We start from the raw sequence: 24,025 nt of genomic DNA on the forward strand, positions 1-24,025 counted from the left end.
TGCTAGTAATCAATTCCATTTTTCTTGCCCAGAACTTTTTTAACAAAATTACCCCGGGGGTATCGGTAAATTTTTATCCTATTTATTTGCCTTAAAGGTAATAATATTTGAAGTGGCGAAATAATTACATTTTTTCTAAAAAGCTAATTTGAATTTGTTTTAAGTAATCAAATGACAGAGCCTATATCCTTCCGCACGCCGGACATGATCCGTTACAACCGGTGAATCAATATCTTGCAGTAAAATTTCATACGTGTCTTCGTAGAAGGTAAAAGAGGTTTGATCATGCCGGATTCGTTTTGTTCCTGCTTTGTAAAGCTGTCCAGCTTCCCCTTTTTCCAAAGCCAGTTTATCCAAAAAGCCGATCAGCGAAGCGATCGTGCCCCGCGTTTCAGACTGATGAAACGATATACAGAAATAGTGAGATGTTTTTGAGCCGGTTTTGCGCAGCTGATGAGCGGGAATATTCAGAACAAAATCGGCAGCCAAATTGCCGGAGCGTCTTTTCATGGATTTGATATCGACCGAAAAAGATTCGTTTTCTGATTTGATCTGAAAATCCTGGCCCCAGTCCTGCCCGTCGACGGCGCCAAAAGATTTGAGCGGGCGCGGCAGGTGATAAAGGTCCGCGAAAATAACTTCACCGAGTGTTCCTGTGTAACGGAGCATTCTGGTCTGGGATAACCGGTCGGCGTGGTGGTCCCAGATATTGGCGACCGGATGGTTTTTGAGGGAATACTCAACCAGCTGACGCGCATATTGCTTCTGTTCGTCAGTGACTGAGATTTGTATGTAAAAGCGATTGTTCAAAACAGTTTGCTCCACGCAAATCTAATGAGCAGTAAAGTGCCGACAAAACCAACGACGATATAGACGAAAGGTACGTAGGTGAACGCAACCAGATGTATTCTGTCGAGAAACCACATCGCGCCAATAAGTGCGGTGATCAACGTTAAAAATCCGGATAGTTTTCCGAAACCCGGTATGACCGAAAAAGGGATTTTTTGTTTGATGATCATCAATGTGAGCGCCATTGAAACTACAGGCAGAAACTGCATGATGATATTGGCTTGCCAGATACTTTGTCTTTCAAACAGGAAAAGATAAATATTAAGTGTGACTGCAAAAATCCCGGGTATACAAACCGCGTAAACGAGTACCGCATAAACAATACCCCAGAATTGTACATCCCGGCTTCCGTTCGCAAGCTGTCCGACGAGCCATGCAATAACGGGCAGGAGGATAAAGTACGAAGCCAGCGGCCAGTAATTGGAAGAAACCTGTTCAAATAAATCGCGAAGTGTCATGTATATTTTAAAAACGAAAAGGGAGCAATGGGGCAGGGGACAACCCTTTTCTCCATTCCTCCCTTCACTTTATTGTGATAATTTTTATAAAGTTAATAAGAAACCAATTGTAAAGTTGGCATCCCAGTCGAAAACAAATTGCTGACAGCCTGTGGCATCGCCTACGGCCTTGTAAATGTTGACCCCGGCTTTTGATTTTGCATTGGACAATTTGGCATAATATGCCGGCGCGCTCAAAACCGTGTAACGTTCCTTATCCTTACGCACTTCCTTAGCCATTTCAAACGGAACACCACCAATGATAAATGCAGTTTTACGTAAGTCGGAAGGGATTTGTTTTGATTTAGCGTTTACTTCATCATAAACTTTTTTGTCTTCCGTTCCGTCCTGGAAATATTTGGCGCCATAAGATTCAATCGCTTTGATACCGCTGCCCTCAATCCATGATATTTTTGTATTTCCTGAGCCAATATCCACGACAAATGCTTTGCTGGCATATTCCGCTGGCAACACAGATTTCAGCGCAAGCTGTCCTTCCTGTTCGGCGGTTACCTGGTTCACTACATAACCAAGGGATTTCAAAGCAGCCGTGATTTTCTTCGTTACATCGGCCTTGGCTGCGCCTGAACTTACCACGAAGTGAATATCTTTCTTGCCAACACCGAAATCAAGCATGGTTCCAATGTATTTTTTCAAACCGATACGTACATCTTCGTCCGTAGCCATGTTTTCGGTCACAAGGCTGTTCCCGAATTCTGACTTTTCCAGTTTCCAGCGTTTTTGGCTGTCAACTTTGATGATGAACGAGTTAAATCCACTGGCACCAAGTTCCACAACACCTTTTAATTTCCCATCAACAGGATCCGGTGCGGTATAGCTGAATGCTTCTTTTGCGGCGTCAGTAGCCTGATTGTCTGTTGAAGCGGCTTCTGAACTTTCGGTAGATTCCGTAGTTGTAGCAGCCACACCAGCTTCTGATTTTTGTTCCTGCGCTACTTTTTCGAGTGCTTGCTGGCCGCCAAAATATTTATAGCCAACAAAAATGGCTCCTATAACCAGGGCTGTAATTAATAATCTTCCGGCAACGGTTAGTCTTTTCATTGTTTGTTTTAGTAAATTGAAAGATGTAATGGTTAGAATTGGGTTAATCAAGCAAGCCTTTATAACTGGAACCTTTCGGCGGGTCGATCGAACGGGCAGGTTGATTTGGTGCCGTGTCCAGCTGTATCAATTTAAAATCTCCCTTGTTGTACGCCTCGAGCATCGCCTGACCTTTGTCGGACAATAACCCGTTCTGCACATCCACGCCGTTGATGAAGTCAAGCGAAAGATCCATGGCGCGTTTCATTTCACCCAGTTTGAGGCTCATATCATCCTGAATATATTCCATCGATTCGTCGAAATAGAACTTTTTATCAGGATTACCCTTGAAAATACTCACCGCAGTTCTCAGGGCATTAGAGCTTTCTTTAACAATCCGGTATTCTGCCTCTTTCAGTTTTACCTTGATTTCGGTTTCCTTGATAATGTAATCAGCACTCTTGTTCACTTTCTCCATGAATTCAAGAATCGTTTTCATATTGCGTTGAAGCGGGAATAACTTTTCGTTCATTTCCTGCAAGCCGGCGCCTTCAATGGTGGCCAATGAAGCCGTTTCCTTCATACCCGGACGGTCTGTCATTTGACTTGCCTTATTGGCTTCCGCAAATTTCTGCTTGATCTCTTCGTTATTTTCGGTGATTTTTCTATTCAGTTTTACCAGTTGTCCTGCCAGAATATTGATTTGTCCCTGCATTTTTTCCCGTTTCTCTTTCAGGTCATCAATGTAAATCTTCATGATCGCAATCGGATCAAGTTTGATGATAAGGCCTGTAATTTTACGCATCAGCGTTTTAAACAGGAAGAAAACTGCGGTGCGAACATCTTTGCTGGTAAAGAGAAAGACCAAAACTGCAAGCAGTGCCAGCAAGGCACCGAGATACAACGTGTTTTGCGTTACCTCAATTAAAAATGCAGCGAGTTTATTCCAATAATATAACCCTGCGGCTCCGAGGCCGCCGAGAAAAAGCAGCGAAGTAATCCCCTCCGGTTTGCTCCAATATGACCGCTTGGAAATGTCCTCTTGTGAGCCGCCGATTTGAGTAAAGTCTGGTGATGCCATGGTTGAAGGTATCTATTTAAGGTACTGGTTAATTTTATTGAGGTCAGCATTTATTTGCTCCACGAAGCTTTGATAGGTAATCTCAAAGCTGTCACGGTTGGCATTCAGTTTGGCACTTTGTTCGGAGACCTCACCCGAAATCTGCCCCAAACGATTTTTATTATCGTCGATCTTTTTTTGAAGATTCGCAATTTCCTGCGCATAAGCCAGGTTATTGTCTTCAAGTTTTTTCACTTCGTCCGTCAGCGAACCTACTCTTTCTTTGATTGCCTTTTCGACATCCTTTAAAAACGACTCCCGGTCTTTATTTAAAATGGCAAGATATTGATCCGCCGATGTTTTAAGAATGGTATTATCCTTAATACCGCCCATCGCTTTAAAGCTGGCCCAAGCCGCCTGAAACTGTTTTTCTTCTCCCAATCCCAGACTGTCCATGCTTTGAAGTGCCTGTTTGAACTCGAAATAATCGGGTCCGGACAGGTTGGCTTTTTCCAGCAAATCCACAAAATGCTCGACGAATTTACGGTCAATGTTTGCCGTTCCGGCAACATTGGATACGGTTGGCGCCACAGCCGGTTTCGGCTGCTCGGCCTGGGGCTCAGGAACCGGTGTAACTTGTGTAGGTTCTGTACTTTCATTGATGAAAAAGCTCAGTATCTTTTTACCGATACCAGGTTCAGAATCTGCCATGTTTCAATTGAAATTTGTTAGTGGACACTCGTTATGGAAAGCGCTTTAAGGCAGGATTTTCGCCGGTTTTCCGCTTTCTTATGTCAATATTACTAAAATTCGGGTGATTTATCAGTGCAGTATAGTTACAAATGGTAGCGGGGATTGATGGAGGTTATTTTTCCTTGATGAATTTATTTTGCGGCAAAAAAATCCCGGGCATTTTTGAAAGTCAGATTTACTCAATTTAGCAGGTTAATCTTGTGGAAGTTATGACTTAAATCGTTTGCTAAACGCTTCCTCGTAGCTGGACCCGACAGGGATTTCTTCACCAGCGAGGCTGATTGTTTTATTCCGGACATTTTCAATCCGGTCAAAAGGGATAATGAAGGAACGGTGCACGCGGATAAAATCCTGCTCCGGTAGTTTTTGAAGCATGGATTTCATCGTCATGCGGACCACCAGCGGTTTTGAATTTTGGATGTGGATTTTCAGATAATCATCCAGTCCCTCGATGAACAATATATCAGCGAACGCAATTTTGTGCAGACTATAATCCGCACGGACCAGCAAAAATTTGGACGCTGCTGTTTCAGATGGATTTTTAAAACTGTAATAATCTTTTGCTTTGTTCGCAGCTTGCTGAAAACGTTCAAATGTGAAAGGTTTCAATAAATAGTCGACTGCGTTCAGGTTAAATCCTTCGACGGCATGTTCTGCATAGGCGGTCGTGAAAATCACCATGGCTTCATGCGGAATGGCCTGATAAAAATCCAGTCCGGACATGGACGGCATATTGATATCAAGAAAAATCAGGTCTACCGGGAAATTTTTAAGATAATGCATGGCGTCGTCTGTCCTACTGAATGTTTTTTGAAGATCCACAAAATCAATACGGCTGCTGAAATTCGTGAGAATGCGCAGTGCTGGCGGCTCGTCGTCCAGGGCAATGGCTCGGATCATGACAGGTTAAGTTTTAAATCAATGATGAAATTGTCCGGATTGTCGTGAATGGTCAGTTCATGTTTGGCAGGATACAGCAGTGCGAGTCTTGTACGGGTATTTCCAATGCCAATACCGCCGGACGATTCTTCGTCGGTGCTGCTCACCCGCAATTTGTTGTTGGCAACATGCATGAAGAGATGTCCGTTGTTTAAGGTAATGAAAATTTCAATCAGCGACTTTTGCTCCGGGTTAACGCCATATTTAAACGCATTTTCGATAAAGGATATCAATATAAGTGGCGCAATCTGCTTGTTTGATAGGAGGCCATTGACCTGAAATTCGATCAAAACGGTATCGTCCAACCTGAATTTCTGGAGTGATACATAGTTTCTGATGTATTCGATTTCCTTATTCAGCGGCACCAGACTTTCACTCGCATCCCGTATCACATAACGCATGAGCGATGAGAGCATCACAACGGCGTCGGCAGTCCGGTCCGACTTTTCTATTGCCAGCGAATAAATGCTGTTTAGGGTATTGAAAAGGAAATGTGGGTTAATCTGAGCCTTAAGATACGACAATTCCGTATGAAGTTTTTCCCGTTCTGCTCTTTTCAGCCGGTCGTTGATACGCAGGGCGAATGAAACAAAAAGTCCAACGAGAAACAGGAACATGGTCTGGCTATTTTCAAAAGCACCTGGCGGTTTATCAAATTTCATTACATGTGGCGGAGGGCCGGGAAATGGCTTTGGCATACCATGTGGTTTATCCAGCAGGTGGATGAACAGGATCAGCGCAACAAAAGAACAAACAATGGTGGTCGCATAGATGACATACTTTTTATTGAAGTAATATTTTGGGAGCAACACGTAATAATGTAAATAGAAAAATGCCAGCATCAGGATGTAAGAAGCCAGGTTGGTTCTTTCATGGGCATTTCTTTCCAGTTCTGCCCAAGTGGGGAAGCCTGTCGGAGCAAAGATGTAGGGCAATGCCAGGAAAGCAATCATGAGAAAAATATGGCTGAGAATCCTGACTTTTGATATTTTCATCGGTGTCAATTTTCTGAAATGTACGAAACCGGAGGTTTACTAAAAAACCTTTGCGGTATTTGCCTGGAATGTGTCGGTAATCGGCGTAAATTTAAAAGGTAATCCTTAATTTCACGGCCATAAGATTTTGAGATATACTAATCCCTTTTGTTATGCTTAAATTAGGTTTCAATAGTGCCATATTAGCCGATTTCGGATTTGACCACGTCGTTAAATTTGCAAGTCACAATGGCTTTGCATGTGTGGAAATGATGTGCTGGCCGGCCGACAATGCTGACAGCAGAAGATATGCCGGCGTTACACATATTGATGTCAATAATCTGACCGATAAAAAGGTTTCAGAAATTAAATATACGCTGAATGAGGCGCAGATAAGTATTTCGGCGCTGGGGTATTACCCAAATCCGATGGATCCGGATCCGGTTAAGTCTGAGTTTTATCTGGAACACATCAAACAGGTTATCCGCGGGGCAGCCAAATTAAATATCCCGGTTGTCACCACTTTTATCGGCCGCGATCCTTCAAAGAGCATCAAGGATAACCTGGCGACGTTTGCGGATGTTTGGCCTGCGATCGTGAAAGTCGCTGAGGAAAATAATGTTAAACTGGGTATTGAAAACTGCCCGATGTTTTTCACCGACGATGAATGGCCGGGCGGGAAAAACCTTGCGATAAGTCCTGCGGTCTGGGATCGCATGTTTGAAATCATTCCGAGCCGTATTTTTGGCTTGAATTATGATCCTTCACACATGATCTGGCAGATGATGGATGAAATAAAACCGATTTATGGTTACAAGGACCGGTTGCATCACATTCATTTGAAAGATGTGAAATTGTATAAAGACAAGCTCGATCGTGTCGGTATTATGGCAAATCCGCTGGAATATCATTCTCCAAAACTACCGGGTTTAGGGGATGTTAACTGGCGCGGATTTTTCGGTGCTTTAACGGATGTACGATACAGAGGACCGGTTGTGATTGAAGTGGAGGATAAGGCCTATGAGTCTAGTATTCAGGATGTTCAATCGGCGATTTTAACCAGCCGGAACTACTTGAAACAGTTTTTGGGATAAGAAGCGCTGTTGGAAAAAGTGAAATGTAAATCCGTTATTGCGGATTTATATTTTTTGAAAGGATCAATTATTTCTTTTGTAAATCCGTGCTCCGTCAATTGTTTCTATTAAATGGTAAAACTGGCTAACATGCTGTCCGACAGTGGGTATTTTTTCGTGTGTAACCAAAATTTGGCTGAATATAGAATAATCATCAGGTTTGGTGGTGTCGATAAATAGCAGCGGTTTATTGGTTTTCATGTCGGCCAGCAAATCGGCTGTCCATGAAGGGATTAATTCTGATTGTAAAGAAAAGTGAAAAGTATGGGCATCGCGGTAACCCATGGGCCTGTTTGCCCGGACATAAAGTTGGTCGCGCCATCCCCAAACGACAATAGGATCCTTTTCGGTAGAGTTTGCTTGGATACTTTGCACAATTTTTCGGTCCAGATCATCGTGTGACATATCCACGGTTTCGGGTCGGACGTAAATATTTATACCGGCCATCAAGGTACATAAAGACAGAAATATCAAAAGCATTAATTTCTGACGGTTGTACGATAAAATGCTAACCAGAATGCCGAGGAATAACGTCAGCGGTACAAAAAGGTAGAGCCGATAATGCTGAAAAGAATTACCCGATTGAAACAGGGAATACAAACTCACTAAAATGAAAAGAAAGCCAAAAAGTAGTGCTTTTCTGGTCGGATTCTTAGCAGAAAAAACAGATTTATAACCTGCAAACAAACAGGCTATGATAAGCGTGCTAACCGTTAGCAGATAAATCCTGGAATTCTGCGAATTGTAAATGAATTTAACGATTCGTATGGGGTTAAAACGCTCGCCGATAGACAAACTCGAAAATTGGGTGGTATACGAGTAATAGAAGTAATTCCAAAAGTAGTTATTCCAGAACATTCCCAGTTTTCCTTGTGAAATGTAATAGATATTGATCAGTAGGGCGGGTAAAATGCCGCCAATAACGAGCAGCATTGCCTTTTTCCACTCTTTTCGGCTTATGATTTCCAATAGGAAAAATCCGGCTATCAACAATCCCATGGGTACATTCTGAAATTTTACGAAAGGCAGATTCCCTAAAATAAAACCCGTTCCTAAAACCAACAGATTGTTATTCCGGATTTTTTTAAGGTAACTAACATAGCCGTACATTGCCACCGACAACATCAAAATGCCCAATTGTTCGGAATTGTAGGATGTATAATCGGACAGATACATCGTTCCGATCAACAGGCATAGGCCCCAGCAAACCAGTAAACTCGCTTTTTTTGTGAGAAACAGATTCAGTGTTTTAAAAAGGAAGCATATCGAACCCAGCCAGCATAGTATCCCCAGGCATTCAGAAACATAATATCCTGTATGTACGCCTGAAAATGAGAGGATCAGCAGCGGCAGAACGGTTAGCGGGCGGGAATCTGTATAATTTAAGAAGGTCCAGAGCCAGTTTGGATAGTGTTTGATAGCGATTACAGCACTTAGCCAGGTACTGGTATCAATATTGAGCTCGACATCCACAACATAGGGAAGCCGGATCAAAAATGTTATCGCCAGCAAAAAGAACAGGTAAATTGTTGGACGTGAGGAAGTAGATTTAGTCTCTTTTGGTAATAGGTAAAACTTTGCCAAACAGCTGCTGATAACGAGTAAAGCAAGAAAAATGGAAAACTTAAAATATAAATGATGAATCATAAAGAGGGTAATGAATATGCACAGGTTGAGGTTTGTCAGGTTGATCTGGCTATTTTATGGGTGTGATGAAGCAGGTATCTATATTTAAAAAAGTACAAAATTAAAGAAAAGTGCATACCTGATTGTCTCCCCGATGTTATCGCGGTAAGAAAAGCCATTCTAAAAATAGGCCAATCAAATCAGATAATCAAAAAATGTTAGTCAACGTACCAGGAATACACGAATTTTTCGAGACTGTCAGGAAAACCACAACATGATTTTTAGCCATGGGTTGTCAGCAGTATCGTTTTCATATCCTCGTTTAAAAAAAGTAGCCGGAATGAAAAGTTCTCATTCCGGCTACTAAAAATATACCAAACCAGGGCTTAATATTAAACCCGCCTTATACTATTGAATTAATTTTGCTTTTGAGGATAGTAACGTTGTACAGAAAGCAAGGACTCCCACAACAGCAAAAGAGAAACGTAGGTCAGCAAACTGAGCGACAATCCCGATTAACGGTGGGCCGATCAGGAAACCGATGAAGCTGATGGATGATACAGCTGCAAGGGCCATACCTGCCGACATTGTTGTTGATTTCCCTGCCGCGCTGTAAACCAACGGCACAACCGACGAAACCCCGAAACCTACCAGCAAGAATCCAAAAGTGGCTGTTGCCATGTGTGGAAACAATACCGCTGTGGCCAGGCCGCTGGCCATGAACAAGCCGCTTATCTGAAGCATTTTCTTTCTACCGATTTTATTTGCAAGCCAGTCACCGGCGAAACGGCCACCCGTCATGGTGCCCATGAATGCAACATACCCCATGGTTTTCATAGATGCCGGCACTTTTACCACTTCCATGAAATAAACGCCTGACCAGTCGAACATCGCACCTTCACAAACCATGGCACAAAAACCAATCAAGCCTAACATTAACAGATCACGGTCGGGTTTTACAAACATCGGCTGTTCTTCTCCCTGACCTTTTTCGCTGTCGGGCATCGTGTGCTTGTAGGCAGTAAAAATGATCGCAAACGCAGCTACTGCAATGACCATGAAGTGAATATGTGGTGGGATATTAACCGAAATAAAGAACGTTCCGATCATTGCGCTCACAAACCCCGCCAGACTCCAGAGTCCGTGGAATGAAGCCATGATCGATTTACCATAAACCTGTTCAACGGCAACGGCCTGAGTATTCACGGCGATGTTACAGAGGTTTCCCCAAAGACCGAAAGCGAAAAGTACAATGACCAGATGTTCTGTTCTGGTGGCAAAACCGATAAAGGTCAGCGTTATGGCGTAAAGAATGGCTCCGAACAGAACCATCTTTTTGCTGCCGTATTTGGTAACCATCCATCCGGAAATTGGCAAGCTGGCCATAAGTCCAAGTGGCAAGGCCAGCAAAACAGTTCCCAAACCTCCTTCGGTCAGGTGCAGCATATTTTTGATATCCGGAATCCGGCTCGCCCAGGCGGCGAAACTTAATCCCTGAACAAAGAAAAAAGCAGCAACGGCAAGCCGGAGATATTTTTTGGACTGGGATTGGGACGGCGCTAAAATAGTAAATGACATGTGTATTAAAGTTTATCTGCGAATACTTCTTAAATATAATATTTCGCAGAAGGTGTTAATTTCTTTATGGTGTTAATCTAATCAGGGTTCAGTGCTATATTCTCCTCTGCTTGATTAATAAACGCTATTGGTTCAAATTTAATTTCATTGTTTTGCATTATTTCAATAATAAAAAAAGGTACATTTTGTACTTTTTAAAGAAGTTTCGTTTTGAGGGAACATTTTATAGAAAAGTGACACCCAAACCATAAGGGCACAAAAAAAACCGGAACCTTTCGGAACCGGTTTTTTTGTAGTTTTCCAGACCTTAATTCTGTGTCGAGCTAAGCAGTGAATCCGCTTTATTATCGAAATCAGGCACAGACGATTCTTGATTTTTATCTGAAATATTCGTCGTTTTATAATTTCTAGGGGATGTCAGCGGGTTAATCTCAACACCTTCTTTCTGATAGGTCCTGTTTATAACCAATGGCGTAGCACGGGGAGCGTACTTAGGGGTTTTGCTCACGTAACGCTTATTTTGCTGCTTGCTGTACGTTTCGATGGTATTGATGTTTGACACAACAATTTCATCTGTGCGCTGAGCCTTGGCTTTCGCCGCTTTATTAGGATGTTTATAATTATGCGTTGATATACCCGGATCAACCTGATTAGACGATTGTGCATTGGCAGAGTTAAAAATTAATGCTGCCGATAACAAAAAAGCTATGATGAAGGGTGACTTATACATATGAATCGATGGTTATCTGATGAATAATAAATAACAACCCCGAAGGATCATATGCAAGTAACACTATCTTTTAGAAAGTACCTAATTTGCTCAGAATCGAGGTTTTTTATAAATTTCAAATAACTGGATACAGAATAATGCAATAATTATCGGAAAATTGCAAAACTACCGGAAGTGTCTTTTGATTTACTACCATTAATGTAAAAAAAAAGTTTTAATCCGAGAATTTCGGTTTAAAGAACACTTCGGAGGGTAGGTGAAAATGACTGAAATTCTAATGAGTTTTTAAGAATTGATCATGAAATTGTACTAAAACCGAAGTTATTTCAGCAATGCGTTGGCAGAGGCTTGTATACCCTGGCATATCCGGTCAATCGGCAGGTCGTTTGCATCCACACCGAAGGGATCTTCAATTTCTTCGGCAATTACTTCAAGACTAGCCAGTACGTAAAAAACGAACATCACACAAGGAATTACCAGAAAATGCAGACTGAAAACATACCCGATAGGCAGGGTTAAACAGTACATCGAGATGAATTTCTTGATGAAAGAACTATAAGATAATGGAATAGGAGTGTTTTTGATCCTTTCACAGGCGCCGCAGATATTGGTAAAGGATTCCAGTTCGGTGTTTAAGAGTAAAACATGTTCGGGCAGAATGATTCCTTTGCGCTGTAATTCAATGGATTTTTTGAAAAGCGCGGCCGCAATCTGGTTGGGGATATGGTCGTCCAGGTGTAGGTCCGACTGTCTGAATTCAGGCAATTCCGTAAAATCATTGGCAATGAAGCGGCCCCGCAGATGATTTTTGAAGGCGAAAGCATAGTTGGGGATCATAACTCTGAAAAATTCAAGTTCTTCCGGGTGCTCTTTTCCAACCAGTCCGCTTATTTTCAGAGAAAGATTTCTGCTGGAATTCATCAACCCTCCCCATTGTTTCCTCCCTTCCCACCAGCGGTCGTAGGCTGTATTGGTCCGGAAAACGAGCAGCATGGAAATAACAAACCCGAGCAGGGAATGCATTAAGGAAATATTCTTCAGGTCCGTGTTTTCGCCAATCCGCCACACGACGAGAATGAGATAGGCTAAAACGGTGGAATAAGCACCAATGCCTAAAATGAGCGGCATAAGCTTCCTGACCGTATCAGCTTTTTGAAAGTAAAATATATATTTAAGCCAGTCCTTGGGGTTGTAATCGATCATATGAGTTTGACTTGGTCTATCAATTTAAAGAATTCTTTGAAACATCTTGCTGTCAACTGCGCATCTTCCAAAGCGTTGTGGGTTTCGTCTTCTCTTTCGAAACCGAAATAGCTGGCTACTGAACCCAGACTTAATGATCTCGGAACTGATTTTCTGTTTTTTTCCAGCATCATGAAAAATAAATAGGATACCGTGTGCAAATCAATCATTTTATTGGAGAATGGCCAGTTTATTTTCTCCTTCCGGTAGGCGAAACGCAGAAAATTGATGTCGTATATCACACTTTGTCCGCAAATAATGACGTTGGACAAATTCGGTTTCCCGGCATTCAGTTTCTTGATCCACTTTTCAAACTCGGGAATAACCTCATAAATCATCGGGGCATCTTCCAGGTCGTCGATGGATAATCCGTGCACCTCCTCCGACTTTGCCGTGAAGGCTTCCTCGTTTTCAGGATAAACATTTTGCAGGTAGGTGCCGAGCGAACGCCACTGATCATCAAATAATTCGGCGCCGATCTGTATGATTTCATTCCAGCCTGGCTCGGGGCCGGTCATTTCAATATCAAGTACAAGGAAGGACATAGTTCTGTATTATTAATTTGAAATGAAAATTGTAAAATGCGTTTTTGGCAATTCAATCTTTTACTTTTGTGTGCAAATGTAAAAAAACATTGCTTTTAGCTCATTGATTCATCGTTCATTTGTATATAAAAATGTTAATTGATTACACCAATATCCCATCTCCCTGTTTTGTTTTAGAGGAAGAGCTCCTTCGCAAAAATCTTACCTTAATAGATCATGTACAGAAATCGGCCGGCTGCAAAATTATTCTTGCGCTGAAAGGGTTCTCGATGTACAGTGCGTTTCCGATAGTAAAGGAGTATCTGAGCGGCGCAACGGCCAGCTCTCTGAACGAGGTGAAGCTGATCAACGATTTTATGGGATACCGGGCCCATACCTATATGCCGGCTTATCTGGACCGGGAATTTACGGAGATCATGGAGCGCAGCAGCCATATCACTTTCAACTCTTTCAGTCAGTGCGAGCGTTTTAAATCAAGGGTTGAGGATTTTAAGGCAACGAACCCAAATCATGCTTTATCTTGCGGGATTCGGGTAAATCCGCAGTATTCCGAGGTGGAAACGGATATGTACAATCCTTGCGTACCGGGTTCCCGTTTAGGCGTAACGCGCGACAAGCTGCCTGATGTTTTACCGGAAGGAATAGACGGCATTCATTTTCATTCACTTTGCGAGAATGATTCGTCAACACTGGAAAGGACACTGGAAGCGCTTGAATCACGGTTTGCGGATCTGTTGCATCAGGCCAAATGGCTGAATATGGGCGGTGGGCACTTGATGACCCGGGAAGGTTATGATATTGAAAAACTGATCAGCCTTGTTCAAAAGATCCGTGAGAAATATAACATCGAGGTTATTCTGGAACCGGGTTCGGCCATTGCGTGGCGCACCGGGGAGCTTGTGACGACGGTTCTGGATGTCATGGATAGCCAGGGAATTGATGTTGCCATTTTGGATACGTCTTTTGCCGCACACATGCCCGATACTTTGGAAATGCCTTACAAGCCGGTGATTCGCGGTGCTTATCATGAAGCGCAACCGGGAAAACCAACGTACCGGATGGGCGGGATGACTTGTCTGGCTGGTGACTTTATCGGGGATTATTCTTTTGATAAACCGCTGGAAATTGGCGATCAGATCATTTTTGAAGACATGATCCATTATACCATGGTAAAAACGACCACTTTTAACGGTGTTAACCTTCCTTCCATTGGTATTTGGCAAAAGGACCAAACATTCCGGCTGATCCGCGCTTACGGCTACGAAAGTTTTAAAGACCGTTTATCATAGTAAAAACTGACCTTACAGGTGTTATCTGCATCTGTAAGGTCAGTTTTTATTTAAGGGATCATCGGAAACAACCGCCTTATTTCTTCGTTGGATGGTTGCTTTCCATACTCACAGATCTCGAAAACCTCCACGTATTTCACCTGTTCCGCTTTCTCCTTGCCATACCATTTATCCAGGGATACTTTTATTTCGGGGGTTACGGATGACCTTCTTTCCATGCCCGTTAAAAGCCATTTTTTTCGCTCTTCAGTATCCTTTGGGACATTGTCAAGATCCTGGCTGGTCCAGGGAAGCCATTCGTAAAACTGCGAAACATGCGCATCCAGTCCATATACTTTCTTTTGCAAAACGGTCGTGATGTCGATTGCGATATCCGGGCGGAACGGATTAGGTCGCTGGAATCGGTCTCTGAAATAAAGGAATAGTGGATTTTTGGTTAGTGGGGGAACGCTGCTTAAAATATTGGGAACAATTACCAGATAAGCAGCATCCTGAACAATCACACCGGTGTTGCGGTGATCGGGGTGGTAATCATTGGTACGAGGTGCAATCACAATGTCGGCATTCCATTCCCTGATCAGGCGAATAACCGCCAAACGGTTTTCCAAAGTTGGCAACAGCTCTCCGTCATGATTATCTAGCACGTCATACGCAATACCCAGTCGCTTCCCGGCTTCCTTTGCCTCTTTCAGGCGCCGGTTGGATAATTCTCCGCCGCCGATATCCTGATGTCCTTTATCCCCGTTCGTGAGTGAAACAAATTTAACTTTATGACCCATGGACGAATATACGCTGGCAATCCCCCCAGCACCTAGGTCACAATCGTCGGGATGTGCGCCAAAAACAATAACACGTATAGGGGGTGAAGGTTCTGTTTTTTGCACTTGTCCCTGGGTAAATTGGAATAAAAAACAGCCGAAACAGAGCAGCAGGTATTTTTTCATAAATTATTTTTTGGTTAAGATATGGTTTAGCAGGTTGCTAAAATAGTGATTTTAATTCATTTTTAACATCATCAAAATCGGTATCGTTATCCAAAAAATAGCATTTTGTGGGTTATTTATGCGGTTAAACGCATTCGCGGAAATGTTCAAATAATATTTTTTTATCAGTTAATCGTATAGACTTACAATCGCTTACGAAAAGGAATAGAAATATTTAAAGCCATTGATGTTAAATTCTGCCTTTTTTGCTGTACTTTTGTATCCCGTAATCATAGAAAAAAAGCAAAGTCTTATGGCTTCCAAAGCACGAAAGACCGCTAAGTACATTTTCGTTACGGGCGGTGTTACATCTTCATTAGGTAAAGGGATAATAGCTTCATCTCTTGCTAAATTGCTGCAAGCCAGAGGGCTTTCAGTTACAATTCAAAAATTTGATCCATATATTAATATTGATCCGGGGACTATGAATCCTTACGAGCATGGTGAATGCTATGTAACGGACGATGGTGCTGAAACGGATTTGGATTTAGGTCATTACGAGCGTTTCTTGAACGTTCGCACTTCTCAGGCAAACAACGTTACGACCGGAAGGATTTATCATAATGTAATCTCGGCTGAAAGACGCGGTGATTTCCTTGGTAAAACGGTTCAGGTGGTTCCGCACATTACCGATGAGTTAAAAAGAAACATGCTGCTGTTGGGACAAAGCGGCGATTATGACATCGTAATCACTGAAATAGGCGGTTGCGTAGGGGATATCGAATCTTTGCCCTTCCTTGAAGCCGTGCGTCAGATCAAATTTGAACGGGGACATAACGATACGTTAATTATTCACCTGACCCTGATTCCTTATTTGAATTCGGCGGGCGAATTGAAAACCAAACCAACCCAGCACTCGGTAAGAATGTTGCAGGAGTCTGGTATTCAGCCGGATATTCTGGTTTGTCGTACCGAACATCCTTTGCCAACGGATCTGCGTAAAAAAATTGCGTTATTCTGTAACGTACAGATCAATTCGGTTATCGAAGCAATGGATGCAGACACTATTTATGCGGTGCCTTTGTTAATGCTTAAGGAGAGACTGGATCAGCGCGCGTTGTATATGCTTGACATATATAATGACAAAGACGTGGATCTGGAAGCCTGGAAAACATTCCTTTCGAGACTTAAAAATCCTATCGATGCGATTAAAATCGGCTTGGTTGGAAAGTATGTTGAATTACATGATGCTTACAAATCGATCGTTGAATCATTTATTCATGCAGGTTCTGCAAACGAATGTAAGGTAACCATCGAATGGATCCATTCCGAAAGCCTGACACCTGAAAATGTAGTTGAAAAACTTTCAGGATTGGATGGCGTTTTGGTTGCACCAGGTTTTGGAGAGAGAGGAATTGACGGTAAAATTGAAGCAATCCAGTACGTTCGTGAAAACGGAATTCCTTTCTTTGGAATTTGTTTGGGTATGCAAATGGCCGTTATTGAGTATGCACGTAATGTTGTTGGACTCGAAGGTGCGCATTCTGTTGAGATGGACCCTGCTACTGAATTTCCTGTAATCCATTTGATGGAAGATCAGAAAGATGTTTCCAATAAAGGTGGTACCATGCGTTTGGGAGCCTATCCCTGCCGTTTGAAAAAGGATTCCCTTGCCAACCGGATTTACGGAAAATTGAACATCAAAGAGCGTCACCGCCACCGTTACGAGTTCAATAACAAGTATTTGAAGGATTTTGAGGAAAAAGGTCTTCTGGCTACTGGTATCAATCCGGACAATAATCTGGTTGAAATGGTTGAACTCCCTGGACATCCGTTTTATGTTGGGGTACAGTTTCACCCGGAATTAAAAAGTACTGTCATGAACCCACATCCGCTTTTTGTCAATTTCGTAAAAGCAGCGTTGGCTTATTCTCAGGAAAAACGTTCGCTTGTGTCCTGATTTGATCTATTCCTGCCATGCAGGAAAGCCAATCAGGAAAAACTTATTACATTTGCCCTCCCGATGGGGTTAATATCTCAATAATTTTAAGTTAAGAATGGATAAAAATTTTGTAATCGGCTTAGTACTCATCATGCTAATGCTGGTAGGCTATCAGTTTCTGGTTCCGAAACCAGTTGAACCTGCGCCGGTAGAACAAGTGAGTACGAACTCAGCCAAGGCGACCACAGCACAAGCAGAAACAGTTACGGATTCCGCTCAGGTAATTTCGGCCAATGGTGATTCGACTGCTGTTAAAATGACCCCTCAGGATTTAGTGATTGAAACAACTGATTCCCGTATTGTTTTTACCAATAAAGGTGGCGTTTTGAAAGAAGTGATGTTGAAAAAATACAAAACTTTTGATAAAAAACCGCTTTACCTGATTCTTGAAAATCACAATAAATTTCAAATTGATTTCCCTACACAAACGGGAAATATCAACTTAGCCAATCAATATTTCACAACCGCAGCAACGGGCCAGACCCTTGCGGAGAAAGATTCCGCGATCATCACGTATCGTACTGATTTGGGTAAAAACCAGTTTGTTGAGCAAACTTACGTGGTGCACGGATCGGGTTATGTGATTGACTATGGAATTAAATCCAACAGTCTTGTGGCTGGTGACAAGTCGATCCGGCTTGACTGGAAAAACGATCTTTTGAAGCTTGAAAATGATATGACCGAGAACCGTAAGGCGATCACGGTCAACTATTATACGGACGGACTTCACAGTCTTACGCAAAGCCCAACGGCTAACGAAGCAGCAAAAGCGGAGGAGCCTGTTAAATGGTTTACGATTAAACACAAGTATTTCCTCGCAGGCTTGATTTCTGAAAAACATCCATTTACGGATGTTGATGTAAAAGCTGACGTTAACATCAATGACACGACGATCGTAAAAACTGCGAATGTGGCAGCATCGATCCCGATGTCGGCAGTTCAGAAAAACGAAGCTAATTTCAAATTTTACATCGGACCAAACGATTATCATATCGTTCAGAAAATTCAGGCGGAAAATTTTGAAGAGAACGTTTACCTTGGTTATGCTTTCTTAAAGCCGATCAACAAATTCTTTCTGGTTCCGTTGTTTAACTTCCTGGAAGGATTTATTTCGAATTATGGTCTGTTGATCATCTGTCTTGTATTGTTTGTAAAAACGCTGTTAACGCCGCTGACTTACAAATCGTACATCAGCATGGCGAAGATGAAATTGCTTGCTCCTGAGCTTGAAGAGCTGAAAGCACGTAATCCTGATGACATGGCGAAACAGCAGCAGGATCAAATGAAATTGTATCAGGAAGTTGGCGTGAGCCCGTTGAGTGGCTGTATACCCGTCCTGGCGACGATGCCGATCTTGTTCTCGCTCTTCTTTTTGTTCCCGAACTTAATTGAGTTAAGACAGCAGTCTTTCCTTTGGGCGGGCGACTTGTCAACCTATGATTCATTCATCAAACTTCCGTTTTCTCTGCCATTTTACGGTAATCACGTAAGTTTGTTTACGATCATGATGACGATTTCCAGTATCGGATATGCTTATTATAACAACCAGATCACGCCGACACAGCCTGGTCCGGTTAATATGAAAATGTTGAGTTACATCATGCCGCTGATGTTTATGTTCGTGCTTAACTCGTTCCCGGCAGGTTTGACATTCTACTACTTTGTATCGAACGTTGTTACGATCGGTCAGCAGTTGTTGATCAAAAAGTTTGTGAACGAAGATAAGATCAGAAATATTCTTGAAGAAAACCGCAAGAAGAACGCATCTGGCGAAAAGAAACAAACCAAGTTCCAGCAATATCTTTCTAAGTCGCTGCAAGCTGCTGATGAAGCCAAAAAGAAACAGGCTGAATTGGAAAAACGCGCGAAAAAGAAGTAATAAAGGTATTTTATTAAATGAGGAAGGGCAATGTTTCGGAAGGGAAACATTGCCCGTTTCTTTTTCTCTTTAAACGGTTTTCGTAATTTGTCCCACCAAATTTAACCTGACTGAAAAGCCAATGAGATTTTCCGTTATTTTGATACTACTCATTTGTCTGGGCCTGAGCAGGGTATCTTTTGCTCAATCGCCTGCACAAAATGAAACCAAATACAAAGCAGCTGTTTCTGACATTAAACAGGGAAGATATAACGTGGCCGTCGAGAAACTGGCACCGTTGACCAACGCGAGTGTGCAGGCTCCGTATTCGGCATATGCACATTATTACTATGGATTGGCGACTTATAACCTCAAAAGATACCGGGAGAGCAAGCAAATGCTTCTTCAGCTGGTTAGTCGGTATCCTGCCTGGAATAAAATCAACGATGCATACTATTTGCTGGGGGCGAATCTTTTGGAAACGGAACAGTATAAGGAGGGGCTTGGCTTTTTACAGCGCATCAAAGATTCGTCCTACAACAAAGATATACAGGGATTAAAACAGCATTATTTTGGTTCCATTACGGATCTTGCCAAGCTGAAGGAAATCCAGAAGCAGTTTCCTGACGATCGTGACATTGCCATTGAGCTCATTCAGTTCATTAAACGCACACCGACGTCAACGAAAACCGATGAAATGCAGGCCGATCAGCTTATCGCACAATTTAAGGTGAGCAGCAAGGAGAAAAATGCGACCAATGCAGTTGGTCCGCAAAAAAGTATTCCCAAGAGAGCCAACCAATGGGAAAAGGGGTATCTGAACGTTTCGGTGATGCTGCCATTTCGTTTGGACGAGTTCAGCTCATCCAAAAGACGTTCAAATCAGTTTGCTTACGACTATTATCTGGGGCTTGTTGAGGCCAAACGACAATTGGAAACAGAAGGTGTAAAGGTTAATCTTTGGGCTTATGACGTCAGCAATGACGATAAATCGATGATAGCGATTGTAGGCAACGCCGATTTTCAGCAATCCGACCTGGTTATTGGACCCTTGTATCCCGGCACTTTCGATGTTGCTGCCAAATACGTGGCTAATACTGGCATGTTTATGTTAAATCCTTTGTCGACAGACGGGAACCTGCTGACTCACGGAGACAATATGTTTCTGGCGCATCCGTCCATTGCTTTTCAAATCAAAAAGACAGCAGAATGGATGCGGACTGTTGCTCCCGGCCCTTCTGTCGCCATTTATTACGGAAACAACGCGAAGGATTCGGTGATGGCTTTTGCTTATGCCAGTGAGCTGAAAGCACGAGGCGGTAAAGTCATAGAAATGTTGAAAATAATTTCAGAACGCGAGTGGCTGGAAGGAAAGATATCCTCATTTGCAACCGAGAAACCTGCACATGTGGCACTTTTTGCTTCTGACGGCAATGCGGGTTCGGCTTTGATTGAAGTTTTAAATGCACGGACCTTAACATCCATTCCGGTCGTGGCTAACTCTGCGAGCTTCAATTTGCAGCAGTCGCGTTTGGGCAAATATGGTTCGAGGTTATATCTGATTGAAACTGATTATGTAGACCGGGAAAAAGAAAAAGTACGTGAATTTCAAAAAGCGTACTGGACGCAGACGAATACATTCCCGTCGTCATATTCTTATCAGGGATACGACCAGTTATTGTTTTTCGGACGTATGCTTTCCAAATACAAAGACGGCCTGAAAAAAGGATTGGAAATGAGAAAGTATGACGATGACTACCTCCTTTCAGGTTTTGATTTTACCAAATCACGTGAAAACCAGATCTCACCTTTATTAAAGTACAGTGGTGCCAAATGGGTGCCGGTTAGATAATTTAAATATGAATATTTCAACGAGTCAGGCCTTATTTGAAAAGGCGCAAAATTTTATTCCTGGTGGTGTGAATTCACCGGTTCGCGCGTTTCGTGCAGTAGGAGGTTCTCCGGTTTTTATTAAGTCCGCGAAGGGACCGTACGTTTATGACGAAGATGATAACGAGTATATAGAACTAATCAATTCATGGGGCCCGATGATTTTGGGGCACGGGCATGATTTGATACAAAAAGCCGTTGCAGATGCAATCCAGCATTCTTTTTCTTTTGGTGCACCCACGAGAAGAGAGGTGGAAATGGCCGAACTGATCGTATCCATGGTGCCGTCCATTGAAAAGGTGCGGATGGTAAATTCGGGTACGGAAGCTACGATGTCGGCGATTCGCGTGGCACGTGGGTTTACCGGCCGCGATAAGATCATCAAATTTGAAGGCTGTTATCATGGGCATGGTGATAGCTTTTTGATCGCTGCCGGAAGTGGTGCGGTTACCTTTGGAACGCCGGATAGTCCGGGTGTAACAAAAGGGGTGGCTAATGATACTTTAACGGCTCCTTACAACGATCTGGAGGCTGTTCAAAGGCTTGTGGATGCCAATAAAGGGGCGATTGCAGCCTTGATCCTTGAACCGGTTGTAGGAAATATGGGCTGTGTACTTCCGGCCGAAGGGTTTCTGGAAGGCCTGCGCAAGATCTGTGACCAGGAAGGTATCGTATTTATTTTTGACGAAGTGATGACTGGTTTCCGTCTTTCAAAAGGAGGGGCTCAGGAGCGTTTCGGTATCAAACCTGACCTGACAACGCTCGGTAAGATCATCGGTGGCGGGATGCCCGTAGGTGCCTATGGCGGGAAGGCCGAAATTATGAACTGGGTTTCTCCGCTGGGACCGGTTTATCAGGCAGGTACATTATCGGGAAATCCGATTGCGATGGCAGCCGGGCTGACGATGCTGCATTATCTGGACGAGCATCCGGAAGTATATACCCAACTGGAAGCATCGGGCCATAAACTGGTTAATGGATTTACGAATTCGATGAAAAAACTGGGATTGAATTATACCATGAACAGCATTGGGTCGATGTACACTTTGTTCTTCACCGAACAAGCCGTGACGGATTTTCCTTCTGCGAAAACGTCCGATCTGCCGTTGTTTGGGAAATATTTCCATGCGATGCTTGACCGTGGTATTTACATGGGACCTTCTCAGTTTGAAAGCATGTTCCTGTCCACAGCTTTGGAAGACAGCCACATCGCTCGCATTATACAGGCCAATGAAGAATCTCTAAAAGAAGTAATCGGATAAGATAATGCGTAAATATTCGGTCATAATTCCTGTTTATAACCGCCCTGAGGAGTTGCAGGAATTATTGGCGTGCCTGAGCGTTCAGACTTTCAGAAATTTTGAAGTTATTATCATCGAAGATGGTTCGAAGATCAAAGCGGACCAGGTGGTTGCATCTTTTCAAACCAGACTGGATATCCATTACTTTTATAAGGAAAACGGTGGTCAGGGGTTTGCCAGAAATACGGGTTTTGAAAAAGCATCCGGCGATTATTTTATCCTGCTGGATTCAGATGCGCTGATCGAGCCCGATTATCTGGCGATTGTAGATGCGAAGCTGAACCAGGATTATGTTGATCTGTATGGTGGTCCGGATACGGATCACCCTTCTTTTTCACCGATCCAGAAAGCCATCAGTTATTCCATGACGTCTTTTTTTACAACGGGCGGGATTCGTGGGAAAAAGAACAACATGGGCGGAACCTTTCATCCGCGTAGCTTCAACATGGGGCTTTCACGGGCAGTTTGGGAGCGTACGGGCGGTTTTCTTACGAGCCGGATGGGAGAGGATATTTTATTCAGTATTGCCGCCTTGCGTCTGGGATTTAAGTCTGCATTGATTCCCGAAGCATTTATTTATCATAAAAGACGGACGGAATTTGCGCAGTTTTTCAGGCAGCTGAAATTTTTCGGCCGGGCCAGGATCAATATTGCCCGGTTTTACCCGGACGAATTAAAGCTTGTGCATACTTTTCCGCTGCTGTTTACAGTTGGCGTGAGCAGTATTCCGGTCTGGTTTTTTGTATTCAAACCTTTTTTCTACCTCGGGATTGCAGGAATGGCCGTGTATGTAATTCTTTTATTTATCGATGCGGTGAGAACAACGAAGAGCCTGGAAGTAGCGGTTTTGAGTGTAATGGCTGCTTTTGTCCAGCTTTTTGGCTACGGTATTGGGTTTATACAGGAAGGATGGACGAGGATATGGGAAAAAAAATCGCACCGGGAAACCGGCGCGACGATTGAATATCCTTCATGAATTTATTTTAACCGGCAGTTTTATAAAAAGCTGCCGGTTTTTTTATGCCGTTTTCTGGCAAAAATATACAATTTCTTCTCCGGGCAGGGAATAACGTTTCACTTCGACGGGTGTAAGTTCGTCCATGACAAAACGGTCTTCCTTAACAGTAAATCCGCCTTTTTCCAGTTCACGTCCATAATTTCTTCCAAAAAGACGCAGGTGGTCATTTTGCAGGAAATGAATTTCACGTTCGCGCGGATCTGTTATCGTCGGGTCTTCATAGGTAGTGGCGTATTTCATGTCCTGCGGCGACTGGATCAACGCCCAGCCTCCCGGCTTTAAAACCCGGTGTAATTCGCTCATCGCTTTGATATAATCATCAACGTGCTCCATCACGTGGTTACAGAAGGCTACATCAAAAGTATTGTCAGGAAAAGGGATATCATGAATGTCCATTTTCACTTTTGCCAGCGGCGATTCAATATCGCCGGTGATATAGTCAAGATTTTTCATGTGCTCGAAGCGGTCGATAAAACAATACTCCGGCGCAACATGTAAAACTTTAAGATCGGCTGTGAAAAAGTTGGTTTTGCGTTTTAAATAAAGTCCCATTAAACGGTGCCTTTCCAATGATAAACAATGGGGACACAGGGCGTTATCCCGGCTGGATGTGTTTCTTCCATAGGGCAAAAACTGGCGGTATTGGCTGTTGCAAACAGGGCATTCTACTTTGCTGCCCATGTAAAAAACGCTAAGAAAACGGGCTACCCAATGACCAATTAATTGTAAATAAGGGCGCGGAATATAACGTAAAACTAAACTTATGATGGCTTTCAT

Annotated in this window: 21 protein-coding genes; 7 read left to right on the forward strand and 14 right to left on the reverse strand. The window is 42.9% G+C overall.

From position 1 onward, the window contains the following. Positions 1-159 precede the first annotated feature (159 nt). The 7 genes from RB622_RS23755 to RB622_RS23785 form a co-directional block, all read right to left on the reverse strand. Positions 160-810: a hypothetical protein gene (locus RB622_RS23755; RefSeq protein WP_308049211.1), complete on the reverse strand. Its 651-nt coding sequence runs from the start codon at positions 808-810 to the stop codon at positions 160-162. Then, a complete protein-coding gene (locus tag RB622_RS23760; RefSeq protein ID WP_308049212.1) occupies positions 807-1,307 on the reverse strand; it encodes a hypothetical protein in 501 nt (166 codons plus the stop codon). The genes RB622_RS23755 and RB622_RS23760 overlap by 4 nt, the downstream gene beginning before the upstream one ends. A gap of 84 nt (positions 1,308-1,391) precedes the next feature. Beyond that, positions 1,392-2,408 carry a hypothetical protein gene (locus tag RB622_RS23765; protein ID WP_308049213.1) on the reverse strand — a complete coding sequence of 339 codons (1,017 nt, stop codon included), beginning with the start codon at positions 2,406-2,408 and terminating at the stop codon, positions 1,392-1,394. 43 nt (positions 2,409-2,451) lie between these two features. Then, complete coding sequence (locus RB622_RS23770) at positions 2,452-3,468, reverse strand: hypothetical protein (RefSeq protein WP_308049214.1); 1,017 nt, start codon at positions 3,466-3,468, stop codon at positions 2,452-2,454. Positions 3,469-3,480: 12 nt separating this feature from the next. Continuing rightward, on the reverse strand, positions 3,481-4,158 hold the full coding sequence (locus RB622_RS23775; RefSeq protein ID WP_308049215.1) for a hypothetical protein: 678 nt from the start codon (positions 4,156-4,158) through the stop codon (positions 3,481-3,483). Positions 4,159-4,407: 249 nt separating this feature from the next. Beyond that, a complete protein-coding gene (locus RB622_RS23780; RefSeq protein ID WP_308049216.1) occupies positions 4,408-5,100 on the reverse strand; it encodes a LytTR family DNA-binding domain-containing protein in 693 nt (230 codons plus the stop codon). Beyond that, the gene (locus tag RB622_RS23785; protein ID WP_308049217.1) at positions 5,097-6,134 is read right to left on the reverse strand and encodes a sensor histidine kinase; all 1,038 of its coding nucleotides are present in this window, start codon (positions 6,132-6,134) and stop codon (positions 5,097-5,099) included. The genes RB622_RS23780 and RB622_RS23785 overlap by 4 nt, the downstream gene beginning before the upstream one ends. A 152-nt stretch (positions 6,135-6,286) precedes the next feature. On the opposite strand from RB622_RS23785, the gene RB622_RS23790 reads away from it, so the two are divergent. Beyond that, on the forward strand, positions 6,287-7,207 hold the full coding sequence (locus tag RB622_RS23790; protein WP_308049218.1) for a sugar phosphate isomerase/epimerase family protein: 921 nt from the start codon (positions 6,287-6,289) through the stop codon (positions 7,205-7,207). Between the two features lie 63 nt (positions 7,208-7,270). On the opposite strand, the gene RB622_RS23795 is transcribed toward RB622_RS23790, so the two are convergent. From RB622_RS23795 to RB622_RS23815, 5 genes are all read right to left on the reverse strand, one after another. Next, entirely contained in the window at positions 7,271-8,893 is a 1,623-nt protein-coding gene (locus RB622_RS23795; protein WP_308049219.1) for a hypothetical protein, read from the reverse strand. 387 nt (positions 8,894-9,280) lie between these two features. Continuing rightward, positions 9,281-10,450 carry an MFS transporter gene (locus RB622_RS23800; RefSeq protein ID WP_308049220.1) on the reverse strand — a complete coding sequence of 390 codons (1,170 nt, stop codon included), beginning with the start codon at positions 10,448-10,450 and terminating at the stop codon, positions 9,281-9,283. 307 nt (positions 10,451-10,757) lie between these two features. Further along, a complete protein-coding gene (locus RB622_RS23805) occupies positions 10,758-11,180 on the reverse strand; it encodes a hypothetical protein (RefSeq protein WP_308049222.1) in 423 nt (140 codons plus the stop codon). A 321-nt stretch (positions 11,181-11,501) separates the two neighbouring features. Further along, positions 11,502-12,383 (reverse strand): bestrophin family protein, encoded by an 882-nt coding sequence (locus RB622_RS23810; protein WP_308049223.1) that lies wholly within the window; start codon positions 12,381-12,383, stop codon positions 11,502-11,504. Beyond that, positions 12,380-12,967 (reverse strand): 3'-5' exonuclease, encoded by a 588-nt coding sequence (locus tag RB622_RS23815; RefSeq protein ID WP_308049225.1) that lies wholly within the window; start codon positions 12,965-12,967, stop codon positions 12,380-12,382. The genes RB622_RS23810 and RB622_RS23815 overlap by 4 nt, the downstream gene beginning before the upstream one ends. A gap of 131 nt (positions 12,968-13,098) precedes the next feature. On the opposite strand from RB622_RS23815, the gene nspC reads away from it, so the two are divergent. Further along, a complete protein-coding gene (nspC, locus tag RB622_RS23820; RefSeq protein WP_308049227.1) occupies positions 13,099-14,256 on the forward strand; it encodes a carboxynorspermidine decarboxylase in 1,158 nt (385 codons plus the stop codon). Positions 14,257-14,306: 50 nt separating this feature from the next. On the opposite strand, the gene RB622_RS23825 is transcribed toward nspC, so the two are convergent. Further along, a complete protein-coding gene (locus tag RB622_RS23825; protein WP_308049229.1) occupies positions 14,307-15,200 on the reverse strand; it encodes a PIG-L family deacetylase in 894 nt (297 codons plus the stop codon). 292 nt (positions 15,201-15,492) lie between these two features. Here RB622_RS23825 and RB622_RS23830 point away from each other — a divergent pair, with 292 nt between their 5' ends. The 5 genes from RB622_RS23830 to RB622_RS23850 all read left to right on the forward strand — a co-directional run bounded on the left by RB622_RS23830 (position 15,493) and on the right by RB622_RS23850 (position 23,206). Beyond that, entirely contained in the window at positions 15,493-17,139 is a 1,647-nt protein-coding gene (locus RB622_RS23830; RefSeq protein ID WP_308049230.1) for a CTP synthase, read from the forward strand. A 97-nt stretch (positions 17,140-17,236) separates the two neighbouring features. Next, entirely contained in the window at positions 17,237-19,060 is a 1,824-nt protein-coding gene (gene yidC / locus RB622_RS23835; RefSeq protein WP_308049231.1) for a membrane protein insertase YidC, read from the forward strand. A 121-nt stretch (positions 19,061-19,181) separates the two neighbouring features. Then, on the forward strand, positions 19,182-20,891 hold the full coding sequence (locus tag RB622_RS23840; protein ID WP_308049232.1) for an ABC transporter substrate-binding protein: 1,710 nt from the start codon (positions 19,182-19,184) through the stop codon (positions 20,889-20,891). Between the two features lie 7 nt (positions 20,892-20,898). Continuing rightward, entirely contained in the window at positions 20,899-22,191 is a 1,293-nt protein-coding gene (hemL, locus tag RB622_RS23845) for a glutamate-1-semialdehyde 2,1-aminomutase (RefSeq protein ID WP_308049233.1), read from the forward strand. A gap of 4 nt (positions 22,192-22,195) precedes the next feature. Then, positions 22,196-23,206 (forward strand): glycosyltransferase, encoded by a 1,011-nt coding sequence (locus RB622_RS23850; RefSeq protein ID WP_308049234.1) that lies wholly within the window; start codon positions 22,196-22,198, stop codon positions 23,204-23,206. A 42-nt stretch (positions 23,207-23,248) separates the two neighbouring features. Here RB622_RS23850 and RB622_RS23855 read toward each other — a convergent pair whose 3' ends face one another. Continuing rightward, complete coding sequence (locus RB622_RS23855) at positions 23,249-24,025, reverse strand: class I SAM-dependent methyltransferase (protein WP_308049236.1); 777 nt, start codon at positions 24,023-24,025, stop codon at positions 23,249-23,251.

It is taken from the genome of Dyadobacter sp. LHD-138, from assembly GCF_030929615.1.
GTDB lineage: Bacteria > Bacteroidota > Bacteroidia > Cytophagales > Spirosomataceae > Dyadobacter.

What these genes read in the sequence shown, in the direction of transcription:
- RB622_RS23760 (WP_308049212.1), bottom strand. Translation starts at nt 1,307, where the DNA reads ATGACACTTCGCGATTTATTTGAACAGGTTTCTTCCAATTACTGGCCG.
- RB622_RS23765 (WP_308049213.1), bottom strand. Translation starts at nt 2,408, where the DNA reads ATGAAAAGACTAACCGTTGCCGGAAGATTATTAATTACAGCCCTGGTT.
- RB622_RS23770 (WP_308049214.1), bottom strand. Translation starts at nt 3,468, where the DNA reads ATGGCATCACCAGACTTTACTCAAATCGGCGGCTCACAAGAGGACATT.
- RB622_RS23775 (WP_308049215.1), bottom strand. Translation starts at nt 4,158, where the DNA reads ATGGCAGATTCTGAACCTGGTATCGGTAAAAAGATACTGAGCTTTTTC.
- RB622_RS23780 (WP_308049216.1), bottom strand. Translation starts at nt 5,100, where the DNA reads ATGATCCGAGCCATTGCCCTGGACGACGAGCCGCCAGCACTGCGCATT.
- RB622_RS23785 (WP_308049217.1), bottom strand. Translation starts at nt 6,134, where the DNA reads ATGAAAATATCAAAAGTCAGGATTCTCAGCCATATTTTTCTCATGATT.
- RB622_RS23790 (WP_308049218.1), top strand. Translation starts at nt 6,287, where the DNA reads ATGCTTAAATTAGGTTTCAATAGTGCCATATTAGCCGATTTCGGATTT.
- RB622_RS23795 (WP_308049219.1), bottom strand. Translation starts at nt 8,893, where the DNA reads ATGATTCATCATTTATATTTTAAGTTTTCCATTTTTCTTGCTTTACTC.
- RB622_RS23800 (WP_308049220.1), bottom strand. Translation starts at nt 10,450, where the DNA reads ATGTCATTTACTATTTTAGCGCCGTCCCAATCCCAGTCCAAAAAATAT.
- RB622_RS23805 (WP_308049222.1), bottom strand. Translation starts at nt 11,180, where the DNA reads ATGTATAAGTCACCCTTCATCATAGCTTTTTTGTTATCGGCAGCATTA.
- RB622_RS23810 (WP_308049223.1), bottom strand. Translation starts at nt 12,383, where the DNA reads ATGATCGATTACAACCCCAAGGACTGGCTTAAATATATATTTTACTTT.
- RB622_RS23815 (WP_308049225.1), bottom strand. Translation starts at nt 12,967, where the DNA reads ATGTCCTTCCTTGTACTTGATATTGAAATGACCGGCCCCGAGCCAGGC.
- nspC (WP_308049227.1), top strand. Translation starts at nt 13,099, where the DNA reads ATGTTAATTGATTACACCAATATCCCATCTCCCTGTTTTGTTTTAGAG.
- RB622_RS23825 (WP_308049229.1), bottom strand. Translation starts at nt 15,200, where the DNA reads ATGAAAAAATACCTGCTGCTCTGTTTCGGCTGTTTTTTATTCCAATTT.
- RB622_RS23830 (WP_308049230.1), top strand. Translation starts at nt 15,493, where the DNA reads ATGGCTTCCAAAGCACGAAAGACCGCTAAGTACATTTTCGTTACGGGC.
- yidC (WP_308049231.1), top strand. Translation starts at nt 17,237, where the DNA reads ATGGATAAAAATTTTGTAATCGGCTTAGTACTCATCATGCTAATGCTG.
- RB622_RS23840 (WP_308049232.1), top strand. Translation starts at nt 19,182, where the DNA reads ATGAGATTTTCCGTTATTTTGATACTACTCATTTGTCTGGGCCTGAGC.
- hemL (WP_308049233.1), top strand. Translation starts at nt 20,899, where the DNA reads ATGAATATTTCAACGAGTCAGGCCTTATTTGAAAAGGCGCAAAATTTT.
- RB622_RS23850 (WP_308049234.1), top strand. Translation starts at nt 22,196, where the DNA reads ATGCGTAAATATTCGGTCATAATTCCTGTTTATAACCGCCCTGAGGAG.
- RB622_RS23855 (WP_308049236.1), bottom strand. Translation starts at nt 24,025, where the DNA reads ATGAAAGCCATCATAAGTTTAGTTTTACGTTATATTCCGCGCCCTTAT.